The organism is Actinopolyspora sp. BKK2 (assembly GCF_011291845.1).
Classification (GTDB): domain Bacteria; phylum Actinomycetota; class Actinomycetes; order Mycobacteriales; family Pseudonocardiaceae; genus Actinopolyspora; species Actinopolyspora saharensis.
Window position 1 is genome coordinate 298,934 of sequence record NZ_JAANTE010000003.1, and the last position, 25,054, is coordinate 323,987.

Here is a 25,054-nt window from a genome sequence, read left to right on the forward strand (position 1 = left end):
GACTCCTTCTCCCGAAAAAGAGGTTCCAAGTGACGCGGAGTTCGGAGGCGGTGCACCCGCCCCTGGTGGCGACGGGTGCACCGTCGGAGGGCCCGCTCCGGTTCAGCCGAGCTTGCGGCCGCCGTCGACGTACAGCGTCTGACCGGTGATGAACGAGGACTTGTCGCTGGTCAGGAAGGACACCGCATTGGCGATGTCCTCCGGCTGCCCAACCCGGCGGACCGGAGTCTCACCCGCGGCACCCGCCTTGAGGTCCTCGAAGTCCATGCCGAGTCGTTGTGCCGTGGCCGCGGTCATGTCCGAGACGATGAATCCCGGCGCGATCGCGTTGACGTTGATCCCGAAGGGGCCGAGTTCGATCGCCAGGGTCTTGGTGAACCCCTGGATGCCAGCCTTCGCCGTCGAGTAGTTGGCCTGGCCGCGGTTGCCGAGCGCGGACACGCTGGACAGGTTCACGATCTTGCCCCAGCGCTCGGGGACCATCCGCTTCTGGGCCGCCCTGCTGCACAGGAAGGCACCGCGCAGGTGCACGCCCATGACCGTGTCCCAGTCCTGCTCGGACATCTTGAACAGCATGTTGTCCTTGGTGACCCCCGCGTTGTTCACGAGGACGCCGACCGTGCCGAGCTGCTCGGAGACGCGTTCGAAGGCCTGCTCGACGGAGTCGGAGTCGGTCACGTCCGCGCCCACCGCGAGCGCCCTGCCGCCGGAGGCCTCGATCTGCTCCACGGTCTCGGCGCAGGAGGACTCCTCGAGGTCCACCACGGCCACAGCCGCACCGGACGCGGCCAGGGTCTGCGCGATGCCGGAGCCGATCCCCCTGGCCGCTCCGGTAACCACGGCCACCTTGTCACTCAGTTCCGAAGACACGTTCACTCCTCACTGTCGTTGGTTCGGCGCAGCTCCGCGATGACCCGGGTGCGCAGCTCCCTCTTCAGGACCTTGTGGCTGGGACCGAGCGGGAGCTCGGCCACGAAGCTCACGCGGCGCGGATACTTGTGCGCCGCCAGCCTGCGCGCGGCCCACTCGGTTATCCAATCGCCAACCGACTGGTCGGTATCCACCTTATCGGCGGGAACCACCACTGCACAGACCTCTTCACCACGCACTTCGTCCGGCAGACCGATCACCGCCACCTGCTTCACGGCTGGGTGCTCGAGCAGCGTCTCCTCGACCTCGCGCGGATACACGTTGTACCCGTTGCGGATGATCAGGTCCTTCTTCCTGTCGACGATGGACAGGAAGCCGTCCTCGTCCTTGCGCCCGATGTCGCCGGTCCGGAACCAGCCGTCGACCAGCACGGCCGCGGTCGCCTCCGGGCCGTTGAGGTAACCGGCGAACACGTTGTGTCCCCGCACCACCACCTCGCCGGTCGCCCCGGACTCGAGCAGCTCGATCCGCTCCGCGTCCGGATCGGCGATCTCCACCTCGATCCCCCAGAGCGGATGTCCGACGGTGCCGGCACGGGTTCCCAGCGCGGGTTGGTTCACCGTTGCCGTGGGCGAGGTCTCGGACAGCCCGTAGCCCTCCAGGATCCTGGTGTCGAAACGTTCGTTGAACCGTTCCAGCACCCGCACCGGCAGTGCCGCTCCCCCGGATATGCACAGGCGGAGACTGGGCAGTTCCAACCCCTCCTCCGCCGCCTCGAGCATCCGGCCGTACATGGTCGGAACCCCGTTGAACTGGGTGATCTCGTGCTCGCGAATGAGTTCCAGCGCCTGCGCCGGATCGAACCCGGGCTGCAGCACCAGGGTGGCCCCGGCCCGGAAGGTGGTATTCATCGAGACGGTCTGCCCGAACACGTGGAACAACGGAAGGCAACCGAGCACCCGGTCGCGCGGGGTGGTCTCGTTGGCGTCGAAGGCGTTGACCGTGGCGTTCATGACCATGTTGAGCTGGGTGAGCACCGCCCCCTTGGGCTTTCCCGTGGTTCCGCTGGTGTAGAAGATCACGGCCGGGTCCTGCGGTTGCCTGGAGACGAAACCGCTCACGGGCTCCGCGGAGCGGGCCAGTTCGTCGAGGCCGTGCTCGGGCTGTCCCTCCTCTCGGGGTCCGACGGTGACCAGCCGGACTCCCGCCAACCGGGAACACCCGCGCGCCAGCTCGAGCTGGCCGGTGTGCCCGACGATCAGTTCCGCCTCCGAGTCGACCACCAGGTGCTCGGCTTCCTCCGGAATCAACAGCAGCGGAACCGGGACCACGACCGCCCCCAGGGTCTGCACCGCGTAGTAGACGCGCACGAAGTCCACCACGTTCGGAGCCACCAGGGCCACCCGTGACCCCTCGGCCACCCCGAGCTCGCGCAGCACGGCCGCGTACCCGCGCACCTGCTCCCAGAGCTCGCCGTAACCGAAGCGCTGCCTCCCCTCGACGACGGCGGTTCGTCCGGGGGCGCGCTTGGCGGGTTCCGCCAGCAGCGAGGCCAGCGAGAGCGTGGAACGCGGACCTGCCGCGCTCTCGTCCGCGGAGTTCGAACAAGGACGATTCTCGCTCATCAGCGATCTCCTTCGCGCACCAGGAGCCGCTGCCGCTCGCGGCACGCGCCGCTGCGGGCGACAGCTTAACTAACGTTGTTAGTTTTGCAGGAGCCTACAACGGAACCGCGAGTTTGAACAGGGCCGCGCGCACGGACGAACACCTCGTGAACGCTTCGAGCGCGCACGCCCGCCGCAGCCGGGAGGTGCGCCCCGGGCGCGCGGAACCCGGCACGTCCGCCGAGGCCCGATATGACACATTGAAGCCGCGAACCCGCTCCCACGCGCTCACCGGTGAACCCCGGGACACCCCGAGCGGCGCGCGGCCGAGGCCGAGCGACCGAACCCCCGGACGGAGGCGAGCCGAACGCGCCGGACATCAACGCGGACATCGAGACCCCGGAGGTAACAGTGCCCAGACCGAGCACTCCCCTGCTCTCGATGGGACGCATCCGCGAGTGCGCTCTGGAGATCATCGACGAGGCCGGCCTGGAGGCCCTGTCCATGCGAAAGCTGGCCGAACGCCTGGGAGTGCGGGCCGCCTCGCTGTACAACTACGTCCCCAACAAGGACGAACTGTTGCAGGACATCGCCAATTCGGTGATGGACGAGGTGGACGTGTCCGGGTTCGACACGGACTGGGTCACCGGACTGATGGTGTGGGCGCGCTCCTACCGGGCAGCGCTGGCCGAGCACCCCAACCTGGTTCCGCTGCTCGCCTCCGGGCCCGCGCGCAGGGAGGCGGCCCTGCGACGTGCCGACGCCGTGCACGGCGGCCTGGTCAACGCGGGGTGGCCGCAGCGGTACGCCACGATGATCGGCGCCTCGGTCAAGTACCTGGTCATCGGAGGAGCCATGGGCTCCTTCGCGGGTGGCTTCCCCGCGGACGCGGAACTGTACGAGGAGCGCTTCCCCAACCTGGAACGGGCGCACCTGCTCCCCCGGCGCGCCGCCGAGATCGACAACGCCAGTTTCGAGCTGGCCCTGCAGGCCTTCGTGGAAGGACTGCGCAGCAGGCACGCCGAACTCGCGGGAGACTCCGGGCAGTCCTGACGAGCCCCGCCGGGACCTCGCCGACCCGGGCCCGGCTCGCGCGGCGGCGCGAGCTCCCGCTGCTCCCTCGTGCCGGGACTTGCCGACGGAGGTGAGGATGATCTCCCCGCCCGGAGGGCAGGGATTCGCGGCTGATCGGACGAGGATCACCCCTCGGTGTGCTTGACTCGACACCGGGGGCTCCGTAGCGTCCTGCTCACAACCGAACAGTGCGCCGATGACGTCATGCGGGAGAGACTCCGCAAGCGGCTCGCGGCAACGCTGCCCGGCCACGGCAATGGCCTCAACGTGCACGCGGAGCGCCGAAGGAGCAATACTCCCCGATAAACTCTCAGGCCCAATCACCGCATGGCAACAGGCGATCACGGAGGAAAGCAGGGGCGGGAGCCCCTCGCCCACGGTGCAAGCCGCCACGGCACGAGCCACGACGCGGCGAAACTCTCAGGCCAATGACTCCGGGGAGACGCCTAGCAGGCGCCGTCCGGGAGGAGTCACACATCATGTCACCACCACGTCAGACACCACTGCACGACGTGCACCGACAGCTGGGGGCGAGTTTCACCGAGTTCGCCGGCTGGGAGATGCCGCTACGCTACGCCGGGGACATCGTCGAGCACAACGCCGTGCGCAACGCGGCCGGGCTGTTCGACCTCACGCACATGGGCGAGCTCAGGCTCAGCGGACCGCAGGCCGCCGAGGCGCTGGACCACGCGCTGGTTGCCAACGCCTCCGGACTCAAGGTCGGGCGCGCACGCTACACGATGATCTGCGACGACAACGGCGGCGTGCTGGACGACCTGATCTTCTACCGCACCGCTGACCAGGAGTTCCTCGTGGTGGCCAACGCTGCCAACGCGGAGGTGGTCTCGGCCGAGCTCGCCGAGCGGGTGCGTTCCTTCGACACCGAGTACACCGACGTCTCCACCGAGTACGCGCTGATCGCGGTGCAGGGCCCCGCAGCCGCGGAGATCCTGGCGCCGCTGACCGACACCGATCTCGGCCAGGTCCGGTACTTCGCCGGCTACCCGAGCCGTGTGGCCAACTGTGACATTTTGCTCGCCCGTACCGGCTATACCGGCGAAGACGGTTTCGAGCTGTTCACATCGACCGCGGACGCCGCTACGGTTTGGCACGCGCTCAGCGAGTCGGGCGCACCGCACGGGCTGCAACCCGCGGGCCTGGCGTGTCGGGACACCCTGCGGCTGGAAGCGGGCATGCCGCTGCACGGACACGAGTTGTCCCCCGAGCTGACTCCGTTCCACGCGAACCTGGGGCGAGTGGTTCGGCTGGACAAGTCGGCGGACTTCGTCGGTCGCGCGGCGCTCGCGGCGGCCGCCGAACAACCACCACGGAGGACTCTGGTGGGGCTGCGCGGGACAGGTCGTCGCGCGCCGCGGCACGGTTACACCGTGCTGGACAGCGATGGCGCCGAGACCGGTGTCGTGACCAGCGGAGCACCGTCGCCCACGCTGGGACACCCGATCGCGATGGCCTATGTGGACCGGGTCAACGCCGAGCCGGGTACCGAACTGCAGGTGGACATCCGCGGAAAGGCCGCGCCCGTGGAGGTCGTGGAAACCCCCTTCTACAACCGAAACCGCTGAACGCGGCCGACCGAGTCCACCGGTAATCACAAACACGGAGGTAATTGATCATGCCGTCAGGCGATCTGTTCAACGAGCGACTCGCCTCGGTCGATCCCGAGGTGGCCAATGCGGTCGATGCCGAGCTGCATCGCCAGCAGAACACGCTGGAGATGATCGCCTCGGAGAACTTCGCACCGCAGTCGGTGCTGGAGGCTCAGGGGTCGGTGCTGACCAACAAGTACGCCGAGGGGTACCCGGGCAAGCGCTACTACGGTGGCTGCGAGCACGTCGACGTCGTCGAACAACTGGCCATCGACAGGGTCAAGGACCTCTTCGGGGCCGCCTACGCCAACGTCCAACCGCACTCGGGTGCCCAGGCCAACTCGGCGGCCATGTTCGCGCTGCTCAACCCGGGTGACACCATCCTGGGCCTCGATCTGGCCAACGGTGGGCACCTCACCCACGGGATGCGGATCAATTTCTCGGGCAAGCTCTACAACGTGGTCCCCTACCACGTCCGCGAGGACGACAACCTCATCGACATGGATGAGGTCGCCCGCCTGGCCAGGGAGAACAAGCCGCAGCTGATCATCGCCGGCTGGTCCGCCTACCCGCGTCAGCTGGACTTCAAGCGTTTCAGGGAGATCGCCGACGAGGTCGGCGCCTACCTCATGGTGGACATGGCCCACTTCGCCGGGCTGGTCGCGGCCGGACTGCACCCCAACCCGGTTCCGCACGCCCACGTGGTCACCACCACCACGCACAAGACCCTCGGCGGTCCGCGCGCGGGTGTGATCCTGTCCGCCCAGCAGGATCTCGGCAAGAAGTTCAACTCGGCCGTGTTCCCCGGCCAGCAGGGTGGTCCGCTGGAGCACGTGATCGCGGGCAAGGCCGTGGCCTTCAAGCTCGCCGCGGGCGAGGAGTTCGCCGACCGCCAGCGGCGCACCCTCGAGGGGGCGCGGATCGTCGCCGACCGGCTGCAGCAGCCCGACGCGGCCGCGGCCGGGGTGCAGATCGTCTCCGGCGGGACGGACGTGCACCTGGTGCTGGTGGATCTGCGCAACTCGGAGCTCAACGGTCAGCAGGCCGAGGACCGCATGCACGAGATCGGCGTGACGCTCAACCGCAACGCGGTGCCGAACGACCCGCGGCCGCCGATGGTGACCTCGGGGCTGCGCATCGGCACCTCGGCGCTGGCCACCCGCGGGTTCGGGGCCGAGGACTTCAGCGAGATCGCCGACATCATCGCCACGGCGCTGCACTCCGAGTTCGACGAGGCGCTCAGCAAGAAGCTGCGTGCCCGCGTCGAGGCGCTCGCGACGAAGCATCCGCTCTACCCCAACCTCTGACGGAGGGCCTGTTGCGTTCCGGTCGCGGGTGGCGCACGCGACCGGAGAACGTCGGTGATCCGGATTAGTTGAAGGTGCCGCGTCCCCATCGGGGGCGCGGCACCTCTTCGACACCGGGCTCCGTACCGACAAATCAGCGCTGCCTTTCTTGTAGATTTCGCGATCTTGTGACCCTCCGGTCGTTCCGCGACCGTCGACGACATGACGAATCCGCTGGACGAACTGGTCACGAAGGCGCTGCAACGGCGGGCTCCGACGCGCGAAGAGGCGGCCGGAGTGCTCACCGAGGAGTTCGACGTTCTCGACGTCGTAGCGGCCGCTGCCCGGGTGCGCAGGCACTTCTTCGGGAACCGGGTCAAGCTGAACACGATCATCAACATGAAGAGCGGACTGTGCCCGGAGGACTGCACCTACTGCGCGCAACGTCTGGGTTCCGACTCGGAGATCCTCAAGTACTCCTGGGTCGCTGCCGAGGAAGCGGCCGAAGCAGCCGAGGCGGCCGCCGAGGCGGGGGCGAAACGCATCTGCCTGGTCGCCAGCGGCCGCGGACCTGGTCAGCGTGACGTCAACAGGGTCGGCTCGACCATCGAGGCCATCCTGCGCAAGCAACCGGACGTGGAGATCTGCGCCTGCCTCGGACTGCTCTCCGCGGGGCAGGCCGAGCAGCTCCGCGCGGCGGGCGCGTACGCCTACAGCCACAACCTGAACACCAACGAGGAACGCTACTCCGAGATCTGCTCGACGCACACCTTCGCGGACCGGACGAGCACGGTCCGGGAAGCCACTTCGGCGGGGTTGTCCCCCTGCTCAGGAGCGATCTTCGGCACGGGGGAGTCCGACTCGGACGTGATCAGCCTCGCTCTCGAACTGCGCGAGCTGTCCCCCGACTCCGTACCCGTCAACTTCCTGATTCCGATGGAGGGAACCCCGCTCGAGGGGCAGTGGCACCTGACGCCGCAGCGCTGTCTGCGGATCCTGGCCCTCTACCGGTTCTTCTTCCCCGACGTCGAGCTCCGCCTCGCGGGCGGCAGGGAGATCCACCTGCGGAATGTGCAGGCGTTGGCACTGCACGTGGCGAACTCGATGTTCTTGGGCGACTACCTGACCAGCGAGGGGCAGACCGGGGACCAGGACCGCAGGTTGATCACCGACGCGGGGTTCGTCATCGAGGGCAAGGAGGAGGCGACCCTGCCCGAGCAGCGGCAGGACCTGGTCCACATCCGCAGGCGCGGTGTCGGCACCGACGTGGCCCCCAACGTCTGAGCGGAGCTCGCCGTCCGGCGGCGGTGCGGAAGCGTGCTCCGCTTCGGAGCAGACCGGTGCGCGAGCGCTCACGCGGCGCGGTCGACGTCCTCGGCCGTGCCGTTTCCGGTTGCGAGGTCGGGGGCCTCCGCTCCGACCGGGCCCGCCGCGGTCTCCTGCGCGGCGCGGCGACCGGAACGACGTCGCCACAGCCAGAGAACCAGCCCGACCAGCACCAGCGCCCCCAGTGCGCCCCAGCCCGCTCCGCCGAGTATGTGCTCGATGTACTTGGCCGAGGCCCCGGCCAACCAACCGATCGACACGTGCAGCACGGCCCAGGAGATTCCCCCGAGCAGCGAGGCCGCCAGGAACCGGGCGTAGCCGAGCCCGCAGGACCCGGCCGCGGCCGGGGTCAGGGTGCGGACCACGGGCAGGAAGCGCGCCAGGAAAACCGCCCCCATCCCGTAGCGGCGCAGGTGTCCGCCGGCCCGGTCCCAGTGCCGTTGGCCGAGCTTGCGCACGGCGGCGCTCTCCCGCATGCGCCATCCGTAGCGACGCCCGAGCAGGAAACCGATGTTGTCGCCGATCACGGCGAACAGGGCCACCGACAGGGACAGCGTCAGGAAGAAACCGACGTCGGTGACGGCGGCCGAAGCGATCAGCAAGCCGCTTTCCCCGGGAACGAAGAAACCGATGCCGAGAGTGCACTCGCCCAGCACCAGCGCGCCGACCACCACGACGAGGAGTGGCCGGGGCAATCCCGCGATCGCGGCGAGCAGCTCACTGACAACAGACACACGCACTCCTCGGGCCGGCGACGTGACTCACGCTATCGCGTGATTACGGTCGCACGAATCCGGTGCGCCCCTGAACCACCCTGAGTCAGGGGACGAGCTCAACCATCGTTGTCGGTGCGACAGCTCTTGGTCCAGGAGCACTCGAGCGCTGAGCGGCGGGCGTCGACACCGGAGCCGTCCCTTCCAGCGGAAATGCGCGGCGGGTCGTGCTCCCGGGAACGCGGATCGCCCGTTCCGGGGGACGCGTCACCTCCGTGCTCGGCCAGTCGCACCGCCAGCGCGTCCTGCACGTCGCGCGGGGCGGCTCCCAGGAAGTCGTTGAACACGACCGAGAACACCAGAGGCCGGTCCGAGCGGGTGCGCACGTACCCGGACAGAGCGGTCACCCCGGTCATCGACCCCGTCTTGGCCACCACCTCGCCCTCGGCGGCGGTGCCTCCCATGCGCCCCCTGAGCGTGCCTCCGACCAACCGTTCGGGCGCTCCCGCGACGGGCAGCGCCGCGTACCAGGTGTCGAACCACGGTTCCGCACGCGCGGCGTCGAGCAGCAGGCTCAGCTGCCGCGGGCTCACCGCGTCCAGAGTGGAGAGCCCGGAGCCGTCGACGAGGCGGTAGCTCCCAGGATCCACACCGAGGGCGTCCAGCTCGTCCCGGAGCACCTGCATCCCGGCGGTCCAGCTGCCCTCGCCCAGAACCCGCCTTCCCATGGTCTTGACCAGCGTTTCCGCGTGCCCGTTGTTGCTCAACTTGAGGAAGGGGGTCAGCAGCTCGCCCAGAGGCATGGAACGGTGCTCGGCCAGCACCCTCGCCCGTTCGGAGGTTCGGGCGGTGCCCACCCCCTCGAAGGACACCCCGTGCTCGGCCAACGCGCGCCGGAACACGTCCAGCGCGTACCGGGTGGGATCCGGGACGCTGCTGAAGAAGCGCTTCCTCCCCGAATCGGCGGGCAGTTCCCCGGAAACGAGCACCCGGTCGCTCCCGTGCTCACGACGCACGGACAGGGTCTCCGGGGAGCCGGCACTGCTCGTTCGAGCGCGGTTGACCACGGTGACCGCACCGGTCGAGGGCCTGGTGCTCACCCGCACGGGGGTCCCCGGCTGCCCCGGACGCACCCGGACGAGCACCGAACCGGCGTCGTAGTCCTCTGTGGGGGCGACGGTGAGCGCCGAGACCGGTGCCGCGTAGTGGTAGGGCTCGTCCACGGCCATCCATCCGTTGGCCAGCCCCGGACCGGTGAACCAGCTGTCGTCGGCGAGCACCCTGCCGCGCACGACCTCGATCCCGGACGCGGCGACCTCGGCGGCCAGCTCCCGGTAATCGGCAGCCAGCATCGTCGGATCGCCGGTCCCGCGCAGGTACAGCTCACCGCGCAGCTCCGCTCCCCGCCTTTCCCCCGTCGCGAGCACCTCGGTGTCGAACCGGAAGTCCTCTCCGAGCGTTTCCAGCGCGGCCACCGAGGTGAACAGCTTGGCGTTGGAGGCAGGGGTCATCCGCGTGCGCTGGTTCCGCGCGTAGAGCACGCGGTCACTGCGCGGGTCGCGAACCACGACCCCGGCGGTCGCCCCCTCCAGCCGGGGGTCCTCGAGTATTCCGTCCAGGTCGTCGCGCAGCTCACCACCCGCGTCCGGAGGGGACGGCGAAGCGGCGCCGGTGGGGATCGTCAACAGCACGACGAAGCCCAGGAGCAGAGCCAGCCCACGTCGCAACGTCCCGCCTTTCGAACAGGGCACACGCAAGCAGCACGAACGAACACTGCTCGTGCTCGGTACAACCAAGCACAGCCCCGGCACGCGGTCAACACCGACGCACCGCGCCCGTGAGTGTTCGCCCGCGGAAGCGGGCCCCGTCCGGGGAGTCCCCGCCGATCAGGCCATCGCGATGGAGCCGGCCATCACCAGCAGCGCACCCCCGCAGCAGCGCTCGAAGACACGCTTCCGCCGCGGGGCGGCGAGAAAGGCCGACAACCACCCGACCGAGGGAACCACGATCAACCACCAGGCGGCGAACGAGGAGACCGCCACCCCGCTCAACAACAGTGCCTGGGGCATCGGATCACCGGAGGGATCCATGGCCTGCGGCAGCAGGGTGAGGAAGGTGAGCAGCACCTTCGGGTTGAGCACGTCGATCAGCAAACCGCGGAAGAACACCGCCCTCCGCGACGTCGGCTCCGCTGCCGTGTCGCGCACGGTTCCGGTGCCCGCCCGTCGCAGGATCTGCAGCCCCATGAAGGCCAGATAGCAGATCCCGATCACCTTGACCACGACCAACGCCCCGGGGACGGCCACGACCAGAGCGGACAGTCCCGCGGTGGCCGCGCTCGCGTGCACGAGCAGCCCGCAGATCACACCGGCCGCGGCCAACCATCCCCACCTGGTTCCGCTCGCGGCGTTTCTGGTCACCACCACGAAGTCGGGCCCCGGAACCAGGATGATCACCAGCAGGGCGAGCAGGAACGACCCCCAAGCGATGTGCACCGCGAACTCCTTCACACTCATCCGACGAATCTTCGACAGTCCTCGGAACAATGGGCCATTAGTTCGTGCACTTGCCAGCTACGACATACGATGTTCGGCGATGACGAACACAGTAGAACTGGATTCGGTGGACTGGCGGATTCTGGAGGAGTTGCAGAACGACGCGACGCTGCCCAACAGGACGCTGGCCGAAAGGATCGGGCTGGCCGCGTCGAGCTGCCTGCAGCGAGTGCGCAGGCTGCGCGAGCAGGGGGTGATAACCGGCTCGCACATCGACGTGGACCCGGCCGCGACCGGTCTGACCCTGGAAGCGGTGGTGTCCATCAACGTCCGCCCGCACACGCGGGCCGTGGTGGACTCCTTCCGGGAGTTCGTGATGGCCCAGCCCGAGACCCGTTCACTGCTCCACGTCAGCGGCCAGGCCGATTTCATGCTGCACGTAGCCGTGGCCGACAGCGCGCACCTGCAGAGCTTCCTCGTGGACAAGCTGTCCGCGCGCACGGAGGTGCGGCACTTCACCACGTCGGTGGTGCTCGAACAGGTCCACACCCGCGCGCTCACTCCACCCCGTCCACCGCGGCCCGCACGCAGGCGGAGTTGAGCACCGCAGGCCGGGCTCACCTCGAGACCGAGGCCGTGCGCACCGGGGCCTCGTGCGCCGGTCCCCGCCTCGACCCAGCGGTCCGGTCCGGCTCGTCGATGCACGCGACGACCGACCGGACCGGGAAGCTCCCGCTGTCAGTCCGCCACGCGAAGCAGCCCTTCCTGGACGACGGTGGCGATCAGGGAACCGTCCCTGGAGAAGAAGTTCCCGGTCGCCAACCCGCGCGCCCCGGAAGCGCTCGGGGAGCTGCAGTCGTAGAGGAACCACTCGTCCGCGCGGAAGCGACGGTGGAACCACATCGCGTGGTCCAGGCTCGCGCCCTGGACCTTGTCCACCCCCCAGTACACGCCGTGCCCGATGAGCACCGAGTCCAGCAGCGTCAGGTCCGAGGCGTATGCGAGCAGGCAGACGTGCAGCAGATCGTCGTCGGGCAGCTCGCCGTCGGCCCGCATCCACACCCTGCTGCGGGCGTCCTGCGGCCCCTGCCTGCGGCTCAGCCACGGCGGTTCGGTGACGTGTCGGATGTCCACGGGTCGCGGCAGGTTGGCCATGCCTCCGATCTCGTGGGCCATGGCACCGAGGCGCTCCCCGTAGGTCGGCAGCTCCTCCGGGGCGGGGACCTCGGGCATCGGCTCCGCGTGGTCCATGCCCTCCTCCTCGATCTGGAAGGACGTGGACAGCGAGAAGATGGGTTTGCCGTGCTGCACCGCGACGACCCGACGCGTGGTGAACGAACGACCGTCACGGGTCCGGTCCACCTCGTAGACGATCGGAACGCTGGGATCTCCGGGGCGGAGGAAGTAGGCGTGCAGGGAGTGCACCCTGCGGTCGGACGGCACCGTTCTCCCGGCCGCCACGAGGGCCTGACCGGCCACCTGGCCGCCGAACACCCTCACCGGTGATTCCGCGGGACTGACCCCCCGGAAAATGTTCTCCTCGATGGGTTCGAGATCCAGCAACGCGACCAGCCGGTCCAGCACAGGCTGTCCGTGCGGCATTCCGCTGGCGTCCACCGGAACCGAGGACTGACTGCTGGCGCCTGCAGGGTCTGCGGCGGCGTCCCGTGCCGCTCGGGTCACTTCGGGCTCCTCGTGTCGTGATCGGTGTGCGCCAACCCTCGCCCGAGGCGCGCGGAATGCCGGAGAGCGCCGGCACCGCGGTGCCGCGTACTCCGGTTCCGCCACGCTTCGGGGAGATCAGACGTGGTCTTCCTCGCCGAGACGGTGCACCCGAACCAGGTTCGTCGAGCCAACCGTCCCCGGAGGAGACCCGGCGACGATGACCACTGTGTCCCCGGTCTCCGAACGTCCGATCGACAACATGGCCTGATCCACCTGGCGCACCATCTGGTCGGTGGTCTCCACACTAGGAACCAGGAAGGTCTCCGTCCCCCAAGTGAGAGCGAGCTGACTCCGGACGGATTCCTCGGGGGTGAACGCGAACAGCGGCAGCCTGGTGTGCAACCGGGCCAACCTCCGCACGGTGTCACCGGACTGCGTGAACGCCACCAGCGCCTTGGCGCTGAGACGCTCCCCGATGTCCCTGGCGGCGTAGGAGAGCACTCCCCGCTTGGTGCGCGGCACGTGGCTCAGTTCCGGCGGTTCCGAGGAACCTGCCTCGACCGCCTCGACGATGCGGGCCATCGTCTCCACCGTGTCCACCGGGTACTCCCCGACGCTGGTCTCGCCGGACAACATCACGGCGTCGGTGCCGTCCAGCACGGCGTTGGCCACATCGGACGTCTCCGCCCTGGTCGGCCTCGGGTTGCCGATCATGGAATCCAGCATCTGGGTGGCCACGATCACCGGCTTGGCGTTCTCCCTGGCGATCCCGATCGCCCTCTTCTGCACCAGCGGCACGTGTTCCAGCGGGAGCTCGACGCCGAGATCCCCCCTGGCCACCATCACTCCGTCGAAGGCGAGCACGATGGCCTCGAGGTTGTCCACCGCCTCGGGCTTCTCCAGCTTCGCGATCACCGGGGCGCGGCGACCGACCCGGTCCATGACCTGGTGCACGATGTCGATGTCGGCCGGGGTGCGGACGAACGACAGCGCGATGAAGTCCACGCCCATGTTCAGCGCGAACTCCAGGTCGTCGATGTCCTTGGGCGACATCGCCGGAACGGAGACGTCCATTCCCGGCAGGGAGAGCCCCTTGTGGTCGGAGACCGGCCCCCCTTCGTCGACCTGGCAGACCACATCGGTCTCCTCGACGGCGGTCACGGTCAGTCCGACCTTCCCGTCGTCGACGAGGATCCGGTCGCCCACCTTCGCGTCGCCGGTCAGTCCCTCGTAGGTCGTGGACACCCGATCATGGTTGCCCTGCACGTCCTCCACCGTGATCCGCACCGTCTCACCGGTACGCCACTCGACCTCGCCCTCGGCGAAGGTCCCCAGCCGAATCTTCGGCCCCTGCAGGTCGGCGAGAATCCCCACCGCGCGTCCGGACTCGGACGCCTGGGCGCGGACCATGTCGTAAACATGGCGGTGGTCCTCGTGACTACCGTGACTGAAATTCAGCCGAGCGACGTTCATCCCGGCGCTGACGAGCGCACTCACCTTCTCCGGGCTGGCCGTTGCTGGCCCCATAGTACAAACTATCTTGGCTCGTCGACTCACGGTGTCACAGCCTAATCCGTACTATCGCGCGCGCAGTATGCGACCACCGGCGTTGTCCACCTTCCGAGAGGCCACAGTGCTGGATCCTTTCAGTAAACTCCTCCACCGCGTGCTGTTCACGATTTGCTGCGTAGCCAGCGCGGTGATTCTTTTCACCCCTTCGAGCGGGGTTCCCACCGCTCCTCCCGGCGCGGACAAGCTCGTCCACCTCACGCTCTTCCTCGCGCTGACCGGCACCGGGAAGCTGGCCGGCCTGCGCTCAGGCCCGCTGGTGACCGCGCTGGTCTGCTACGCACCGCTGTCCGAGCTGCTGCAGGCCGCGCTGCCGATACATCGCCACGCCGATCCCCTCGACCTCGTGGCGGATCTGGCGGGCGTCCTCGCCGCGCTGGCGCTCCTCCGGCCGAAGCGGAGCTCCTCGGACCGGGTCGGGCCTCGCGGGCCGAGAGGGCGTTCCCACCTTCGAGTGAGTAATCGTTCCCCCAGGTCAGCGCGCTCCGGAGCGGAGCTGATCGACGGTTCCGCGGACTGAATCGCGTTATTCTCGTGGGCGTGGACTCCACCGCACGAGCTCGCTCACGCACGGCCGGCGGCAATCTCCCGGCAGAGGTCACGAGCTTCGTCGGAAGGCGTCGCGAGATCACGCTCACCAAACGACTGCTGGCCGAGTCCCGGGTGGTTACGCTCACCGGCCCCGGGGGGATCGGCAAGAGCAGGCTGGCGCTGCGCGTGGCCACGGGCGCGCGCAAGTCGTTCCGGGACAAGGTCTGGCAGGTCGATCTCGGCGACCTGGACGACCCGGAACTGCTGCCCGCCACCGTGGTGGAACAGCTCAGCATCCCGGAGTCCTCCGGTGGCACGGAGACCGACGACATCGTCGAGTACTTCCGCGAACGCGAAACACTGCTCGTCGTGGACAACTGCGAGCACCTCGTGGAGGCCTGCGCCGAGTTCGTGGACGTCCTCGTGCGCTCCTGCCCCGGGGTCCGCGTACTCGCCACCAGCAGGCAGTCCCTCGGCATCGCAGGGGAGAGCACGCTGGTCGTCCCACCGCTGCAGACCCCCGAGCAGGAGCAACTTCCCGCCCCGGAGGCCTACGAGCAGTACGCGGCAGTGAGGTTGTTCGCCGACCGGGCCCGCGCCGTGGTTCCCGAGTTCGAGGTGACCCCGGACAACGCTCCCGTGCTGATGCGCCTGTGCCAGCGGCTCGACGGGAACCCCCTCGCCATCGAGCTGGCCGTGGTGCGGCTGCGCTCCCTGTCCCCCGAACAGCTCGAGCAGCGCCTCAACGAGCGCTACGAGCTGCTCAGCGGAGGACGGCGCGGAGCGCCGCAACGGCAGCGGACGCTGCGCGCCCTGATCGACTGGAGCTACGACCTGTGCACCGAGCAGGACCGCAGGGCGTGGGCGCACCTGTCGGTGTTCGCGGGCAGCTTCGACCTGGAGGCCGCCGAACACGTCCTCGGAGACGCCGTCGACCGCGGGAACGTCGCCACGCTCGTCCACTCGTTGGTGGACAAGTCGATCCTGCTGCGCGACTCCGAGCACGACGGCCCGAGCCGCTACCGGATCCCGCACGCGCTGCGCGAGTACGGTCTGGAGAAGCTTACCGCTGCGGGCGAGCGCTCCGGGACCGAGGAACGGCACCGGCAGTGGTACAGCAACATCGTGGCTCGGTTCTCCGCCGAGTGGATCGGCGCCGAGCAGGTCGAATGGGTGCGGCGACTGCGCATGGAGCAGGCGAACCTGCGCACGGCCCTGCACCTGGCGAGCACTCCCGAGAGGGCGGCCGAGGACCCGTCCTCCGCCCTGCGCCTGGCCATCGGGCTGGGACGCTACTGGCAACTGCGCGGGTTGCACTCGGAGGCGCGACACTGGCTGGACAGGACGCTGGCCCTGACCGGCACGGAACACGCCAGGCGGGACCGGGCCTCGGCACTCGCCGCGAGCGCCTGGTTCACCCTGCTGCACGGGGACGTCTCGGTGGCGCGGCGCTCCCTGGACACGGCCATCACCACGATCGAGGACGAGGACGCCGCCCTCGAACGCGCCCATCTGACCCAGGTCTACGGCATGGCGGCGCTGTTCGAGCAGGAAACGGACACGGCCACCCGGCTCCTCCAGGCAGCGCTGACCGCCTTCCGCCGCCACGTCGACCCGCAGGGCGAGCTGTTCGCGCTGATCGGGCTCGGGCTCGCCCACACGCTGGGCGGGCGAAGACAGCACGGTCTGGAACTGCTCGACGACGCGCTGGCGATCACCACCGGGCGCGGGGAGATCTACTGGCGGTCCTGGACGTTGTGGGCGATCGGCTACCTCAAGATCACCGCCGACAACCCCGAGCGGGCCGACTCGGCCCTCAAGGAAGCGCTGAGCCTGCAGCGCAGGCTGGACAACCGGCTGGCCATCGCCTTCAGCATGGACACCATGGCCTGGGCCGCGCGCCGCCGCGGTGACGACAAGCGCGCGGCCCGGCTGTTCGGGGCGGCGGGCGGAGCCTGGGAGGCGGCGCGTTCCACCCCCAATCTCTACGCCGCCTTCGCCGAGCAGCACCGGAGTCATCTGGTCGACACGCGGCAGGCCCTCGGCTCCGAGGAGTACAACGACGCCTTCGACCGCGGATACCGCTGGTCCTCCGAGGCCGCGATCGACTACGCGCTGGAGATCAAGCAGCGTTCGCGAGCCAGCTCGCGGGAGAACGTGCACCCGATGCCGCTGACGAGCCGGGAGCGGGAGATCGCCCAGCTCGTGGCGCAGGGACGCACCAACAAGGAAATAGCCGAACGACTGGTCATCGCGCTGCGGACGGTGGAAGGGCACGTGCAGCACATCCTCACCAAGCTCGACTTCACCTCGCGGGCGCAGATCGCGGGGTGGGTCGCGGGCCAGCAGTCGGAGCAGTCCTGACCGGGCCCTCCGCACGGCTCACCGGACCTCCGCCCCGTCCCTTGCCGAGCCGCGCTCCGCGTGCCGGGTGCGGGCGGCCGGCAACCACCGGTGCGGAGCGGCTCACGCCTCGGAGGGAGCGTCCAGCAGCTCCAACGTCCCGTGCAGCGCCTCGGCGACCAGCTCCCTCGTGGCCTCCTCGGCGCGCCGGCCGTCGCCCCGACCGATGCACCGTGCGATCTCGTCGTGCAGCTCGATGGCCATCGGCTCGGGACGTGCGGGCATCAGCCCCTGCTCGGTGCGCCAGCGCAGCACCTCGCGCACCACCTCGTGCAGCTGGGCGAACATCTCGTTGCCCGAGGACCTCAGCACCAGGGAGTGGAAGGCCACGTCGGCGTCGAGGAACTCCTCCAGGGCCCCTGCCGAGGCGAGTTCGCTCATCCGGGTCGCGAGACGCACCAGCTCGGCCACCTGCTCGGCGTCGGCACGCTGCGCAGCGGCACCGGCGGCCACCGGTTCGACCGCGGTGCGGAGTTCCACGAGGGTCTTGACCTGGTTGGTCCTGTCGACCTCCAGCAGCCAGCGGATCAGCATCGGATCGAAGGTGTTCCACTCCTCACGCGGCCGCACCACGATCCCGATCCGCTGACGCCCCACCACGAGCCGGATCGAGGCGAGCGTGCGCACCACCTCGCGCACCACGCTGCGGGATATGCCGAAACGCTGCTCCAGGTCCTCGACGCGCAGCACGCTACCGGGCGGATGCGTTCCGGAGCTGATCTCGCGCCCCAGAACGTCGACGATCTTTCCGTGCAGTCCTCCGCTCAACCTGGCTCCGTTCGCCGCCACGCACGCCCGGGACATCCCGAGCCCCGCCCGGAAGTCACCGCGCGGCCCACCCCGGTGACGGCGCAGGAGGGCCGCCAACATGGCACGTGCACATTCCGGCTCCCCAGAATAGTCGTCGCACTACTCACGCGGTCGGGGCCGCTTTTCCCGCACGGCTCCCGCCACGGGCCACGTGCTTCACACCGGCTCGGCGATCACGCACCGGCAAGCACCCTCCCCGCGGGGGTATACTCGTTCGTCGGCCCTGCTGGCGGGCCGTGGTGTTCGCATTCGACACCGCCGCGCCTCCACTTGGCGCATTTCCTGTCCCAACGCTCTTGACCGCACGAGGTGGAGTCGTGTCCGACACCCGAGCCGATCGGGAACTTGACCACACCGACAGCGTCGCCGCCGAGCAGCAGTACGTGTCGATGCTCTACGACAAGCTCGACGAGCTACGCCAGTACAACAGCAGGCGTCTGGCCGAGACGCTCCGCGAAACCGGTGGCACACCGCAGGCGCGCACCGAGCGCGACATTTCCACCAAGATGCACATCGACAAGCTCTCCCAGTTGAGCGCGGTGGAGAACGGGCTGTGTTTCGGCAGGCTCGACCTGGACAGTGGTGAACGCTTTCACATCGGCAGGTTGGGGCTGTTCGACGAGGAGAACGAGTACACACCGCTGCTCATCGACTGGCGCGCTCCGGCCGCGCGGCCGTTCTACCTCGCCACGGCGGCGTCCAGGGACGGAGTCGTGCGCCGCAGGCACATCCGGACCACCAGACGCACCGTCACGGATCTGGAGGACGAGGTCCTCGATCTGGACGCGGCCGAGCAGAGCAGTCATCTCGGCCTCGCCGGCGAGGCCACGTTGCTCGCGGCCCTGGACGAGCGCCGCACCGGGAAGATGGGCGACATCGTCGCCACCATCCAGGCCGAGCAGGACCGGATCATCCGCAGCGGCATGAACGGCGTGCTGGTGGTGCAGGGCGGCCCGGGAACGGGCAAGACGGCCGTCGCGCTGCACCGGGCCGCCTACCTGCTCTACACCTACCGGCAGCAGCTGACCAAGCGCGGCGTGCTCGTGGTCGGCCCCAACCCGACGTTCCTGCGCTACATCGGACAGGTGCTCCCCTCGCTCGGGGAGACCGGCGTGCTGCTGTCCACCGTCGGCGAGCTGTACCCGGGCGTGGTGGCCACCGGACGTGAGTCCGCCGAGGCCGCCGAGCTCAAGGGGCGTTCGGAGATGGTCTCGGTCCTGAACAACGCGGTGCGCGAGCGGCAACAGGTCCCCAAGAACTACATCGAGGTGACCTTCGACCGCGAACCGCTCCACATCGACAAGAGCACGTGCAGCCAGGCACGCACCAAGGCGCGCAAATCGCGCAAGTCGCACAACGAGGCCAGGAAGATCTTCCGCCGCGAGATGTTCTCGGCACTGGCGTTGCAGGTGGCCGACCGTCTCGGCAGGGACCTGCTCGACCAGCGCGACATCGACGACATCTCCGCGGAGCTGCGCGCCGATACCGGGGTGTGCGAGGCCCTGGAGGGGCTCTGGCCCGAGCTCGAACCGACCACGCTGCTCGACGAGCTGCTCTCCTCGCCCGAGCGGCTGCGCAAGGCGTCCCGCAAGTACTTCGACGAGCAGCAGCGGCAGGCCCTGCTGCGCGGGTCGGGGGCCGAGTGGACCCCCTCGGACGCACCGCTGCTCGACGAGTTGGCCGAGCTGCTCGGCGAGGACGACTCCGAGCAGCAGCAGGCACAGCGCCAGCAGGAGCGCGAGGAGCTGGCCTACGCCGAGGGCGTGCTGCACATCATGGAGCAGGACGAGGAGATCATCGACCCCGAGCGGCTGCGGGTCTCCGACGTGCTCGACGCCGACCTGCTGGCGCAACGGCATCGCACCGACAGCGACATGACGGCCGCGGAGCGGGCCGCAGGCGACCGCACCTGGACCTTCGGGCACGTCATCATCGACGAGGCCCAGGAGCTGTCCGCGATGGCCTGGCGCGTGCTGATGCGCAGGTGCCCCAGTCGGTCCATGACGGTGGTCGGCGACATCGCCCAGACCGGTTCCACTGCGGGGGCCAGTTCGTGGCACGAGGTGCTGTCCCCGTACGTGGCGCGGCGCTGGCGCTTGGAGGAGCTGACGATCAACTACCGGACACCTTCCGAGATCATGTCCCGCGCGGAGTCGCTGCTGTCCGCGATGGACGTGGACCTCTCAGTGCCCAACTCGGTGCGCAGCACCGGGGTGGAGCCCTACCGCCTCCGCGTGGCGGAGGAGGAGCTGCCCACCCGGGTCGCGGAGGTGACCGCGAAGGAGACGGGAGCCGTCGACGGCGGGCGGGTCGCGGTGCTGCTCCCGGCAGGCGAGCTCTCCGAGATCGGTCCCTCGATCGTCGAGCGGACTCCGGAGGCCGCCTTCGGTCCCCAGCCGGAGGGCCTGGAAGCACCGGTGATGGTGCTGACGGTGGATCAGGCCAAGGGGCTCGAGTTCGACAGCGTGGTCGTGGTCGAGCCGCAGGTGCTGCTGTCCGAGTCCAGTCGGGGGCTCAGCGATGTGTACGTGGCGCTCACCAGGAGCACCACCAGGCTGGCCGTCGTGCACACCGGCGACCTGCCCCCGGAGCTGCAGGGCCTCGAGATCGAGGAATGAGCGGACCGGCGCCCTCGGTCCGGCGCGGCACCTCCCGCCCGCCGGGAGTCCTCGCCACGTCGGATCGAGGGCGGAAGTCGCGGTGCACCCGCCGAACTTCCCACACTCCGGGACGCGACCCGGAGCGCGTTGCCGTCCCCGGCGGGGCTGTTCGCTCACACGACCGAACGAACTGATATCTTTGCTGATCAGAACGTTGACTGCTCCCCGGAGCAGCCCGCGTGGTGCCGTACGAGCGAAACCCGGTGCGACTCCGGTGCTGTCCCGCAACTGTGAGGCCCCGCTCCGCCGCGGCGGAGCGACCGGGCCGAGCCAGGTCGCCTCGTACGTCACTCGAGACCGCCGTTCCCGGTGCAGGAACGCGGTGTCGGCCGGTTCTGTGGCGGACTCCGCGTGCACCGGCCGAGACCGAGGACAGTCATGAGCCGGACGATCGGACTTAGCCGCAACGCCGCCCTGCTGCTGGCCGTGCTCGCGCTGCTCGTTCCAATCACGTCGTGCGCGAGCAGACCCGGTTCCGGCGGGCAGTCGAGCAGCGGGAACGACTCCGCCTCCTCCTTCCCGGTCAAGGTCGAGCTGTCCGACAACCAGTCGATCACCCTGACGGAGCAGCCGAAGCGCATCGTCTCGTTGAGCCCGACGGCCACCGAGGTCCTCTACGAGATCGGCGCGGGCGAGCAGGTCGTCGCGGTCGGCAAGAACTCGGACTACCCGGAGAGGGCTCCGCGCAAGGACTTCTCCGCCCTGGACACCAGCGCGAGCGCCGTTTCCGAGTACCGCCCCGACCTCGTGATCGCCCAGGCGGGCAGCGCGGACTCGCTGGCCGACGGACTGCGCAAGATCGACGTGCCGGTGCTGCTCACCCCCTCGGCCGAGAACCTCCAGGACTCGTACGACCAGATCAAGGCGCTGGGACGGGCCACGGGGCACGGCGAGCGGGCCACCGAGACCGTGAACCGGATGCGCTCCCAGCTGGACGAACTGGTCGCGAAGACTCCCGACCCCGGCGGGGAGCTGACCTACTACCACGAGATCAGCCCGGACCACTTCACCGCCACGTCCGACAGCTTCGTGGGCAGCGTCTACCGGAAGTTCGGGCTGACCAACATCGCCGACTCCGCCGGCGACGGCAAGTTCCCCCAAATCTCCGCGGAGAAGATCCTGCGGGCCGACCCGGACATGATCTTCCTCGCCGACACCGGTTCCGCCGGCGTCACCGAGGAGAAGGTCTCCCGGCGAGCGGGCTGGGACAGCCTGACCGCGGTGCGCGAGGGACGGGTCCACGAGCTCGACGAGGACATCGCCAACCGCTGGGGCCCGCGCGTGGTCGAACTGGCCCGCGCGATCAGCGAGGCCGTCACCGCCGCGCAGAAGAGCTGACCGTTCCGGATGAGCGAGTTACGGGCCGGCCCCGCAGTCACGGACGGCTCTCCCGGAGCGCCCGGGCGCGGAGCACGTCCACGGCACAACGTCCTGCGGCCGGTCCACGTGCTGTGCGGGATCGCGGCGCTGGTCGCGCTGGCGCTGCTGTCCGTGCTGCTCGGCGCGGCCGATCTGGGCTGGCAGCGCGTGCTCACCGAGATCGGTGCGCAGCTGACCGGGGGACGCTCCCCGCTGTCCGAGCGGGAGGCCGCGATCCTCTGGCAGCTGCGCGTCCCCCGCGTGGTGCTCGCGGCGCTGGTCGGAGCCGCGCTGGCGATCTCGGGAGCCGCCTTCCAGGGGGTATTCCGCAATCCGCTGGCGGATCCCTACCTGCTCGGGGCGGCGGCGGGAGCAGGCCTGGGCGTGACCGTCGTGGTCATCACGACGCCGCAGGTCGATCTCGGAAGCACCGGCCTGGCCCAGGTGGCCGCTTTCGGCGGTGCGCTGGGCGGGGTCGGGCTCACCTGGTTGATCGGCCGTTCCGCGGGCCCCGACACCGCCACCCTGGTGCTGGCCGGGGTGGCCGTGGGGTCCTTCCTCACGGCGGCCCAGACGTTCGTCCAGCAGCTCCGGGTGGAGTCGCTGCAGCGCGTGTACATGTGGATCCTCGGCAACCTGAGCACCTCGGGCTGGGACGAGGTGCTCGTGGTGCTGCCGACCTCGGCGCTGGCCGCCGTGGTGCTGTGCGCGTGCGCCCGCCTGCTGGACCTGCTCGGGACCGGGGACGAGGAGGCGAGCGCGCTGGGCGTCCGACCGGGCCGGGTGCGGGCCCTGGTGCTGGTGGCCGCGTCGCTGGCCACGGCGTCGGCCGTTTCGGTGGCCGGGTTGATCGGGTTCGTCGGACTGGTCGTCCCCCATCTGGTGCGGTTGACCGCGGGGGGAAGTTACCGGGTGATAGTTCCGCTCTCGCTGTTGTTCGGCGGTTCCTTCCTGGTGGGGGCCGACACGCTGGCCCGGACCGTCATGGCTCCGGCCGAGCTCCCGATCGGCGTGGTCACCGCCTTCACCGGGGCCCCGTTCTTCGCCCTGCTGCTGCGCACGAACCGCGCGCGGTGACCGAACGAGAAAGAGGCGTCCCGCGGGGACCGGGACCGCGAACGGAGAGGCGAGGCGCATGAGCACCGTGGAAATCGACGGGCTCTCGGCGGGGTACCGGGGACGCACAGTGGTCTCCGAGGTCTCCGCCGGGATCGGTTCCGGGGGCTGGCTCGGGGTCATCGGACCGAACGGCTCGGGCAAGTCCACCCTGCTCAAGGCCGTGCTCGGTCTCGTCGAGCACACCGGCCGGGTGCTCGTGGACGGGCGCGCCGTCAGCGGACTGCGCCACCGGGACCGGGCCAGGGCGCTCGGGTACGCGCCCCAGCTTCCGCAGCTGCCCGTGGGGCTGACCGTGACCGACTACGTGCTGCTCGGGCGCAGTCCGCACACGGGACTGCTGGGCAGGGAGACCGGGGCTGACCTCGACGTGGTGGCCGAGGTGCTGGATCGGCTGGACCTCACCCGGATGGCCGATCGCAAACTGCCCACCCTCTCCGGGGGTGAGCGGCAACGCGCCGTGCTGGCGCGGGCCCTGGCCCAACGCGCCGGGGTGCTGCTGCTCGACGAGCCGACCACGGGGCTGGACGTGGGGCACGCCCAGGAACTGCTGGACCTGGTCGATCGGCTGCGTCACGAGCGGGGAACCACGGTCGTGAGCACCCTGCACGACCTCACCGTGGCGGGCCAGTACGCCGAGCGCCTGTTGCTGCTGAACGGGGGTGTGGTGACGGCGGAGGGCACTCCCGAGGAGGTGCTCACGGCCGACACGCTGGAGAAGCACTACACCGCGCGGATCTCCGTGCTGTCCGCCCCGGACGGTTCCCCGGTGGTGGCGCCCGTGCGCGCCGCGGGGCCTCGGCAGGAGTCGTGATCAGCGCCCTCGGTCAGCACCGGGCGCGCTCCGGCGGAGCGCGCCGGCGATTCCCGGTCACTCGGTGCTGTTCGGCCGCTCCGCGCCCCCCTGCTCAGCTGAGGAGTCCGGGGACTCCTCAGCACGAGCGTGCTCGGCCTCGTACCTCTCCTCCGTGACGGAACCGCGCCCGCTCCGCTGCCCCGAGTCCGCGCTCTCCGGGGGCGTGGAGTTCCCGGCCCCGTAATCGGGATCGCCCGGGACGGGTTTGCCGAGCAGGAAGTGCGGCTCCTCCCGGCCCCGCCGGGCGAGCAGCAGGTAGACCACGGCCAGCAGGAAGACCAGCGCCGAGACGTAGACGTTGACCCTGATCCCGAGGTCGAACGGGGTGGAGGCCGGGTCCGTGCGCATCATCTCGATCCAGAAGCGCCCCGCGGTGTAGCCGGCCACGTACAGCGCGAACACCCTGCCGTGCCCCATCCGGAACTTGCGGTCGGCCCAGACGATCAGCAGCGCCACGAGCAGGTTCCACAGCAGCTCGTAGAGGAACGTGGGGTGCACGACCTTGACGGGCACGTCGCTGACGGCCACCCCGGTGACCGGGTCCGGCGCGCGCTGGTAGATCTCCAGGCCCCAGGGCAGGTCGGTCGGGCCGCCGTAGAGCTCCTGGTTGAAGTAGTTGCCCAGCCTGCCGACCGCCTGGGCCACCACGAGCCCTGGGGCCACCGCGTCGGCGAAGGCGGGCAGCGGCACTCCGCGACGCCTGCAACCGATCCAGGCTCCGACCGCGCCGAGGGCCACGGCTCCCCAGATGCCGAGACCACCCTGCCAGATCTGGAAAATTCCCCACCACGGGTTCGGACTGTCGGCGCCGAAGTAGCGCCAGTAGTCCGTGATCACGTGGTAGAGCCTGCCACCGACCAGGCCGAAGGGAACCGCGAAAACGGCGATGTCGGTGACCGCGCCCTTGCGGCCGCCGCGCGCCACCCAACGGCGCTCCGCCCAGAGGATGGCGATGATGATGCCGACGATGATGCAGAGCGCGTAGGCGCGGATGGGGATCGGACCGAGGAACCAGACCCCGCGATCGGGACTGGGTATGTTGGCCAGCTGCGTGGTCACCGGGGTCGGCAGCGCGACAGTCACGTGACTACCGTAACGGGCGCGGGGACC

General features: G+C 69.5%; 20 protein-coding genes and 3 riboswitches. Of the genes, 11 read left to right on the top strand and 9 right to left on the bottom strand.

The features are described 5' to 3' along the window. Positions 1-102 precede the first annotated feature (102 nt). Positions 103-876, bottom strand: a complete 774-nt coding sequence (gene fabG, locus G9Q41_RS08245) for a 3-oxoacyl-ACP reductase FabG (protein WP_165632290.1) — start codon at positions 874-876, stop codon at positions 103-105. Further along, complete coding sequence (locus G9Q41_RS08250) at positions 873-2,495, bottom strand: long-chain fatty acid--CoA ligase (RefSeq protein WP_165632291.1); 1,623 nt, start codon at positions 2,493-2,495, stop codon at positions 873-875. The genes fabG and G9Q41_RS08250 overlap by 4 nt, the downstream gene beginning before the upstream one ends. 390 nt (positions 2,496-2,885) lie before the next feature. On the opposite strand from G9Q41_RS08250, the gene G9Q41_RS08255 reads away from it, so the two are divergent. The 4 genes from G9Q41_RS08255 to bioB all read left to right on the top strand — a co-directional run bounded on the left by G9Q41_RS08255 (position 2,886) and on the right by bioB (position 7,725). After that, positions 2,886-3,527, top strand: coding sequence for a TetR family transcriptional regulator (locus tag G9Q41_RS08255; RefSeq protein WP_092522859.1), 642 nt, complete (start codon positions 2,886-2,888; stop codon positions 3,525-3,527). A gap of 218 nt (positions 3,528-3,745) precedes the next feature. Next, a riboswitch (glycine riboswitch) is annotated at positions 3,746-3,884 on the top strand. Continuing rightward, positions 3,885-3,993, top strand: a riboswitch (glycine riboswitch). It abuts the riboswitch before it with no gap. Between the two features lie 34 nt (positions 3,994-4,027). Continuing rightward, complete coding sequence (gene gcvT / locus G9Q41_RS08260) at positions 4,028-5,131, top strand: glycine cleavage system aminomethyltransferase GcvT (RefSeq protein ID WP_165632292.1); 1,104 nt, start codon at positions 4,028-4,030, stop codon at positions 5,129-5,131. A 50-nt stretch (positions 5,132-5,181) separates the two neighbouring features. Further along, positions 5,182-6,462, top strand: a complete 1,281-nt coding sequence (gene glyA / locus G9Q41_RS08265) for a serine hydroxymethyltransferase (RefSeq protein ID WP_165632293.1) — start codon at positions 5,182-5,184, stop codon at positions 6,460-6,462. A 201-nt stretch (positions 6,463-6,663) separates the two neighbouring features. After that, positions 6,664-7,725 carry a biotin synthase BioB gene (gene bioB, locus G9Q41_RS08270; RefSeq protein WP_165632294.1) on the top strand — a complete coding sequence of 354 codons (1,062 nt, stop codon included), beginning with the start codon at positions 6,664-6,666 and terminating at the stop codon, positions 7,723-7,725. A 68-nt stretch (positions 7,726-7,793) separates the two neighbouring features. Here the strand turns inward: bioB and G9Q41_RS08275 are convergent, their stop codons facing one another. The 3 genes from G9Q41_RS08275 to G9Q41_RS08285 form a co-directional block, all read right to left on the bottom strand. Continuing rightward, a complete protein-coding gene (locus G9Q41_RS08275) occupies positions 7,794-8,501 on the bottom strand; it encodes a DedA family protein (protein WP_165632295.1) in 708 nt (235 codons plus the stop codon). A gap of 98 nt (positions 8,502-8,599) precedes the next feature. Further along, a complete protein-coding gene (gene dacB, locus G9Q41_RS08280; protein ID WP_242687241.1) occupies positions 8,600-10,207 on the bottom strand; it encodes a D-alanyl-D-alanine carboxypeptidase/D-alanyl-D-alanine-endopeptidase in 1,608 nt (535 codons plus the stop codon). 159 nt (positions 10,208-10,366) lie between these two features. Then, positions 10,367-10,996 (bottom strand): LysE family translocator, encoded by a 630-nt coding sequence (locus G9Q41_RS08285; RefSeq protein ID WP_207630736.1) that lies wholly within the window; start codon positions 10,994-10,996, stop codon positions 10,367-10,369. Between the two features lie 79 nt (positions 10,997-11,075). On the opposite strand from G9Q41_RS08285, the gene G9Q41_RS08290 reads away from it, so the two are divergent. Then, positions 11,076-11,576, top strand: coding sequence for an Lrp/AsnC family transcriptional regulator (locus G9Q41_RS08290; RefSeq protein WP_165632296.1), 501 nt, complete (start codon positions 11,076-11,078; stop codon positions 11,574-11,576). 137 nt (positions 11,577-11,713) lie between these two features. Here G9Q41_RS08290 and tesB read toward each other — a convergent pair whose 3' ends face one another. Further along, positions 11,714-12,658 (bottom strand): acyl-CoA thioesterase II, encoded by a 945-nt coding sequence (tesB, locus tag G9Q41_RS08295; RefSeq protein ID WP_165632297.1) that lies wholly within the window; start codon positions 12,656-12,658, stop codon positions 11,714-11,716. A gap of 117 nt (positions 12,659-12,775) precedes the next feature. Beyond that, a complete protein-coding gene (pyk, locus tag G9Q41_RS08300) occupies positions 12,776-14,197 on the bottom strand; it encodes a pyruvate kinase (protein ID WP_092522175.1) in 1,422 nt (473 codons plus the stop codon). 109 nt (positions 14,198-14,306) lie between these two features. On the opposite strand from pyk, the gene G9Q41_RS08305 reads away from it, so the two are divergent. Both G9Q41_RS08305 and G9Q41_RS08310 read left to right on the top strand, forming a co-directional pair. After that, entirely contained in the window at positions 14,307-14,729 is a 423-nt protein-coding gene (locus G9Q41_RS08305; protein ID WP_245695683.1) for a hypothetical protein, read from the top strand. 20 nt (positions 14,730-14,749) lie between these two features. Next, positions 14,750-17,104: a LuxR C-terminal-related transcriptional regulator gene (locus G9Q41_RS08310; RefSeq protein ID WP_092522865.1), complete on the top strand. Its 2,355-nt coding sequence runs from the start codon at positions 14,750-14,752 to the stop codon at positions 17,102-17,104. A gap of 102 nt (positions 17,105-17,206) precedes the next feature. On the opposite strand, the gene G9Q41_RS08315 is transcribed toward G9Q41_RS08310, so the two are convergent. Continuing rightward, entirely contained in the window at positions 17,207-17,947 is a 741-nt protein-coding gene (locus G9Q41_RS08315; RefSeq protein WP_165632443.1) for an FCD domain-containing protein, read from the bottom strand. 323 nt (positions 17,948-18,270) lie between these two features. Between G9Q41_RS08315 and G9Q41_RS08320 the strand changes: the two genes are divergently transcribed. The 4 genes from G9Q41_RS08320 (at position 18,271) to G9Q41_RS08335 (ending at position 23,902) form a co-directional block, all read left to right on the top strand. Then, positions 18,271-20,571: an ATP-binding domain-containing protein gene (locus tag G9Q41_RS08320; RefSeq protein ID WP_165632298.1), complete on the top strand. Its 2,301-nt coding sequence runs from the start codon at positions 18,271-18,273 to the stop codon at positions 20,569-20,571. Between the two features lie 240 nt (positions 20,572-20,811). Next, a riboswitch (cobalamin riboswitch) is annotated at positions 20,812-20,888 on the top strand. Positions 20,889-20,991: 103 nt separating this feature from the next. Beyond that, the gene (locus G9Q41_RS08325; protein WP_165632299.1) at positions 20,992-21,951 is read left to right on the top strand and encodes an ABC transporter substrate-binding protein; all 960 of its coding nucleotides are present in this window, start codon (positions 20,992-20,994) and stop codon (positions 21,949-21,951) included. Positions 21,952-21,960: 9 nt separating this feature from the next. Continuing rightward, a complete protein-coding gene (locus tag G9Q41_RS08330) occupies positions 21,961-23,049 on the top strand; it encodes an iron ABC transporter permease (RefSeq protein WP_207630740.1) in 1,089 nt (362 codons plus the stop codon). 58 nt (positions 23,050-23,107) lie between these two features. Continuing rightward, positions 23,108-23,902: an ABC transporter ATP-binding protein gene (locus G9Q41_RS08335; RefSeq protein ID WP_092522183.1), complete on the top strand. Its 795-nt coding sequence runs from the start codon at positions 23,108-23,110 to the stop codon at positions 23,900-23,902. A 57-nt stretch (positions 23,903-23,959) separates the two neighbouring features. Here G9Q41_RS08335 and lgt read toward each other — a convergent pair whose 3' ends face one another. Next, positions 23,960-25,027, bottom strand: a complete 1,068-nt coding sequence (lgt, locus tag G9Q41_RS08340; protein WP_165632300.1) for a prolipoprotein diacylglyceryl transferase — start codon at positions 25,025-25,027, stop codon at positions 23,960-23,962. Positions 25,028-25,054 lie beyond the last annotated feature (27 nt).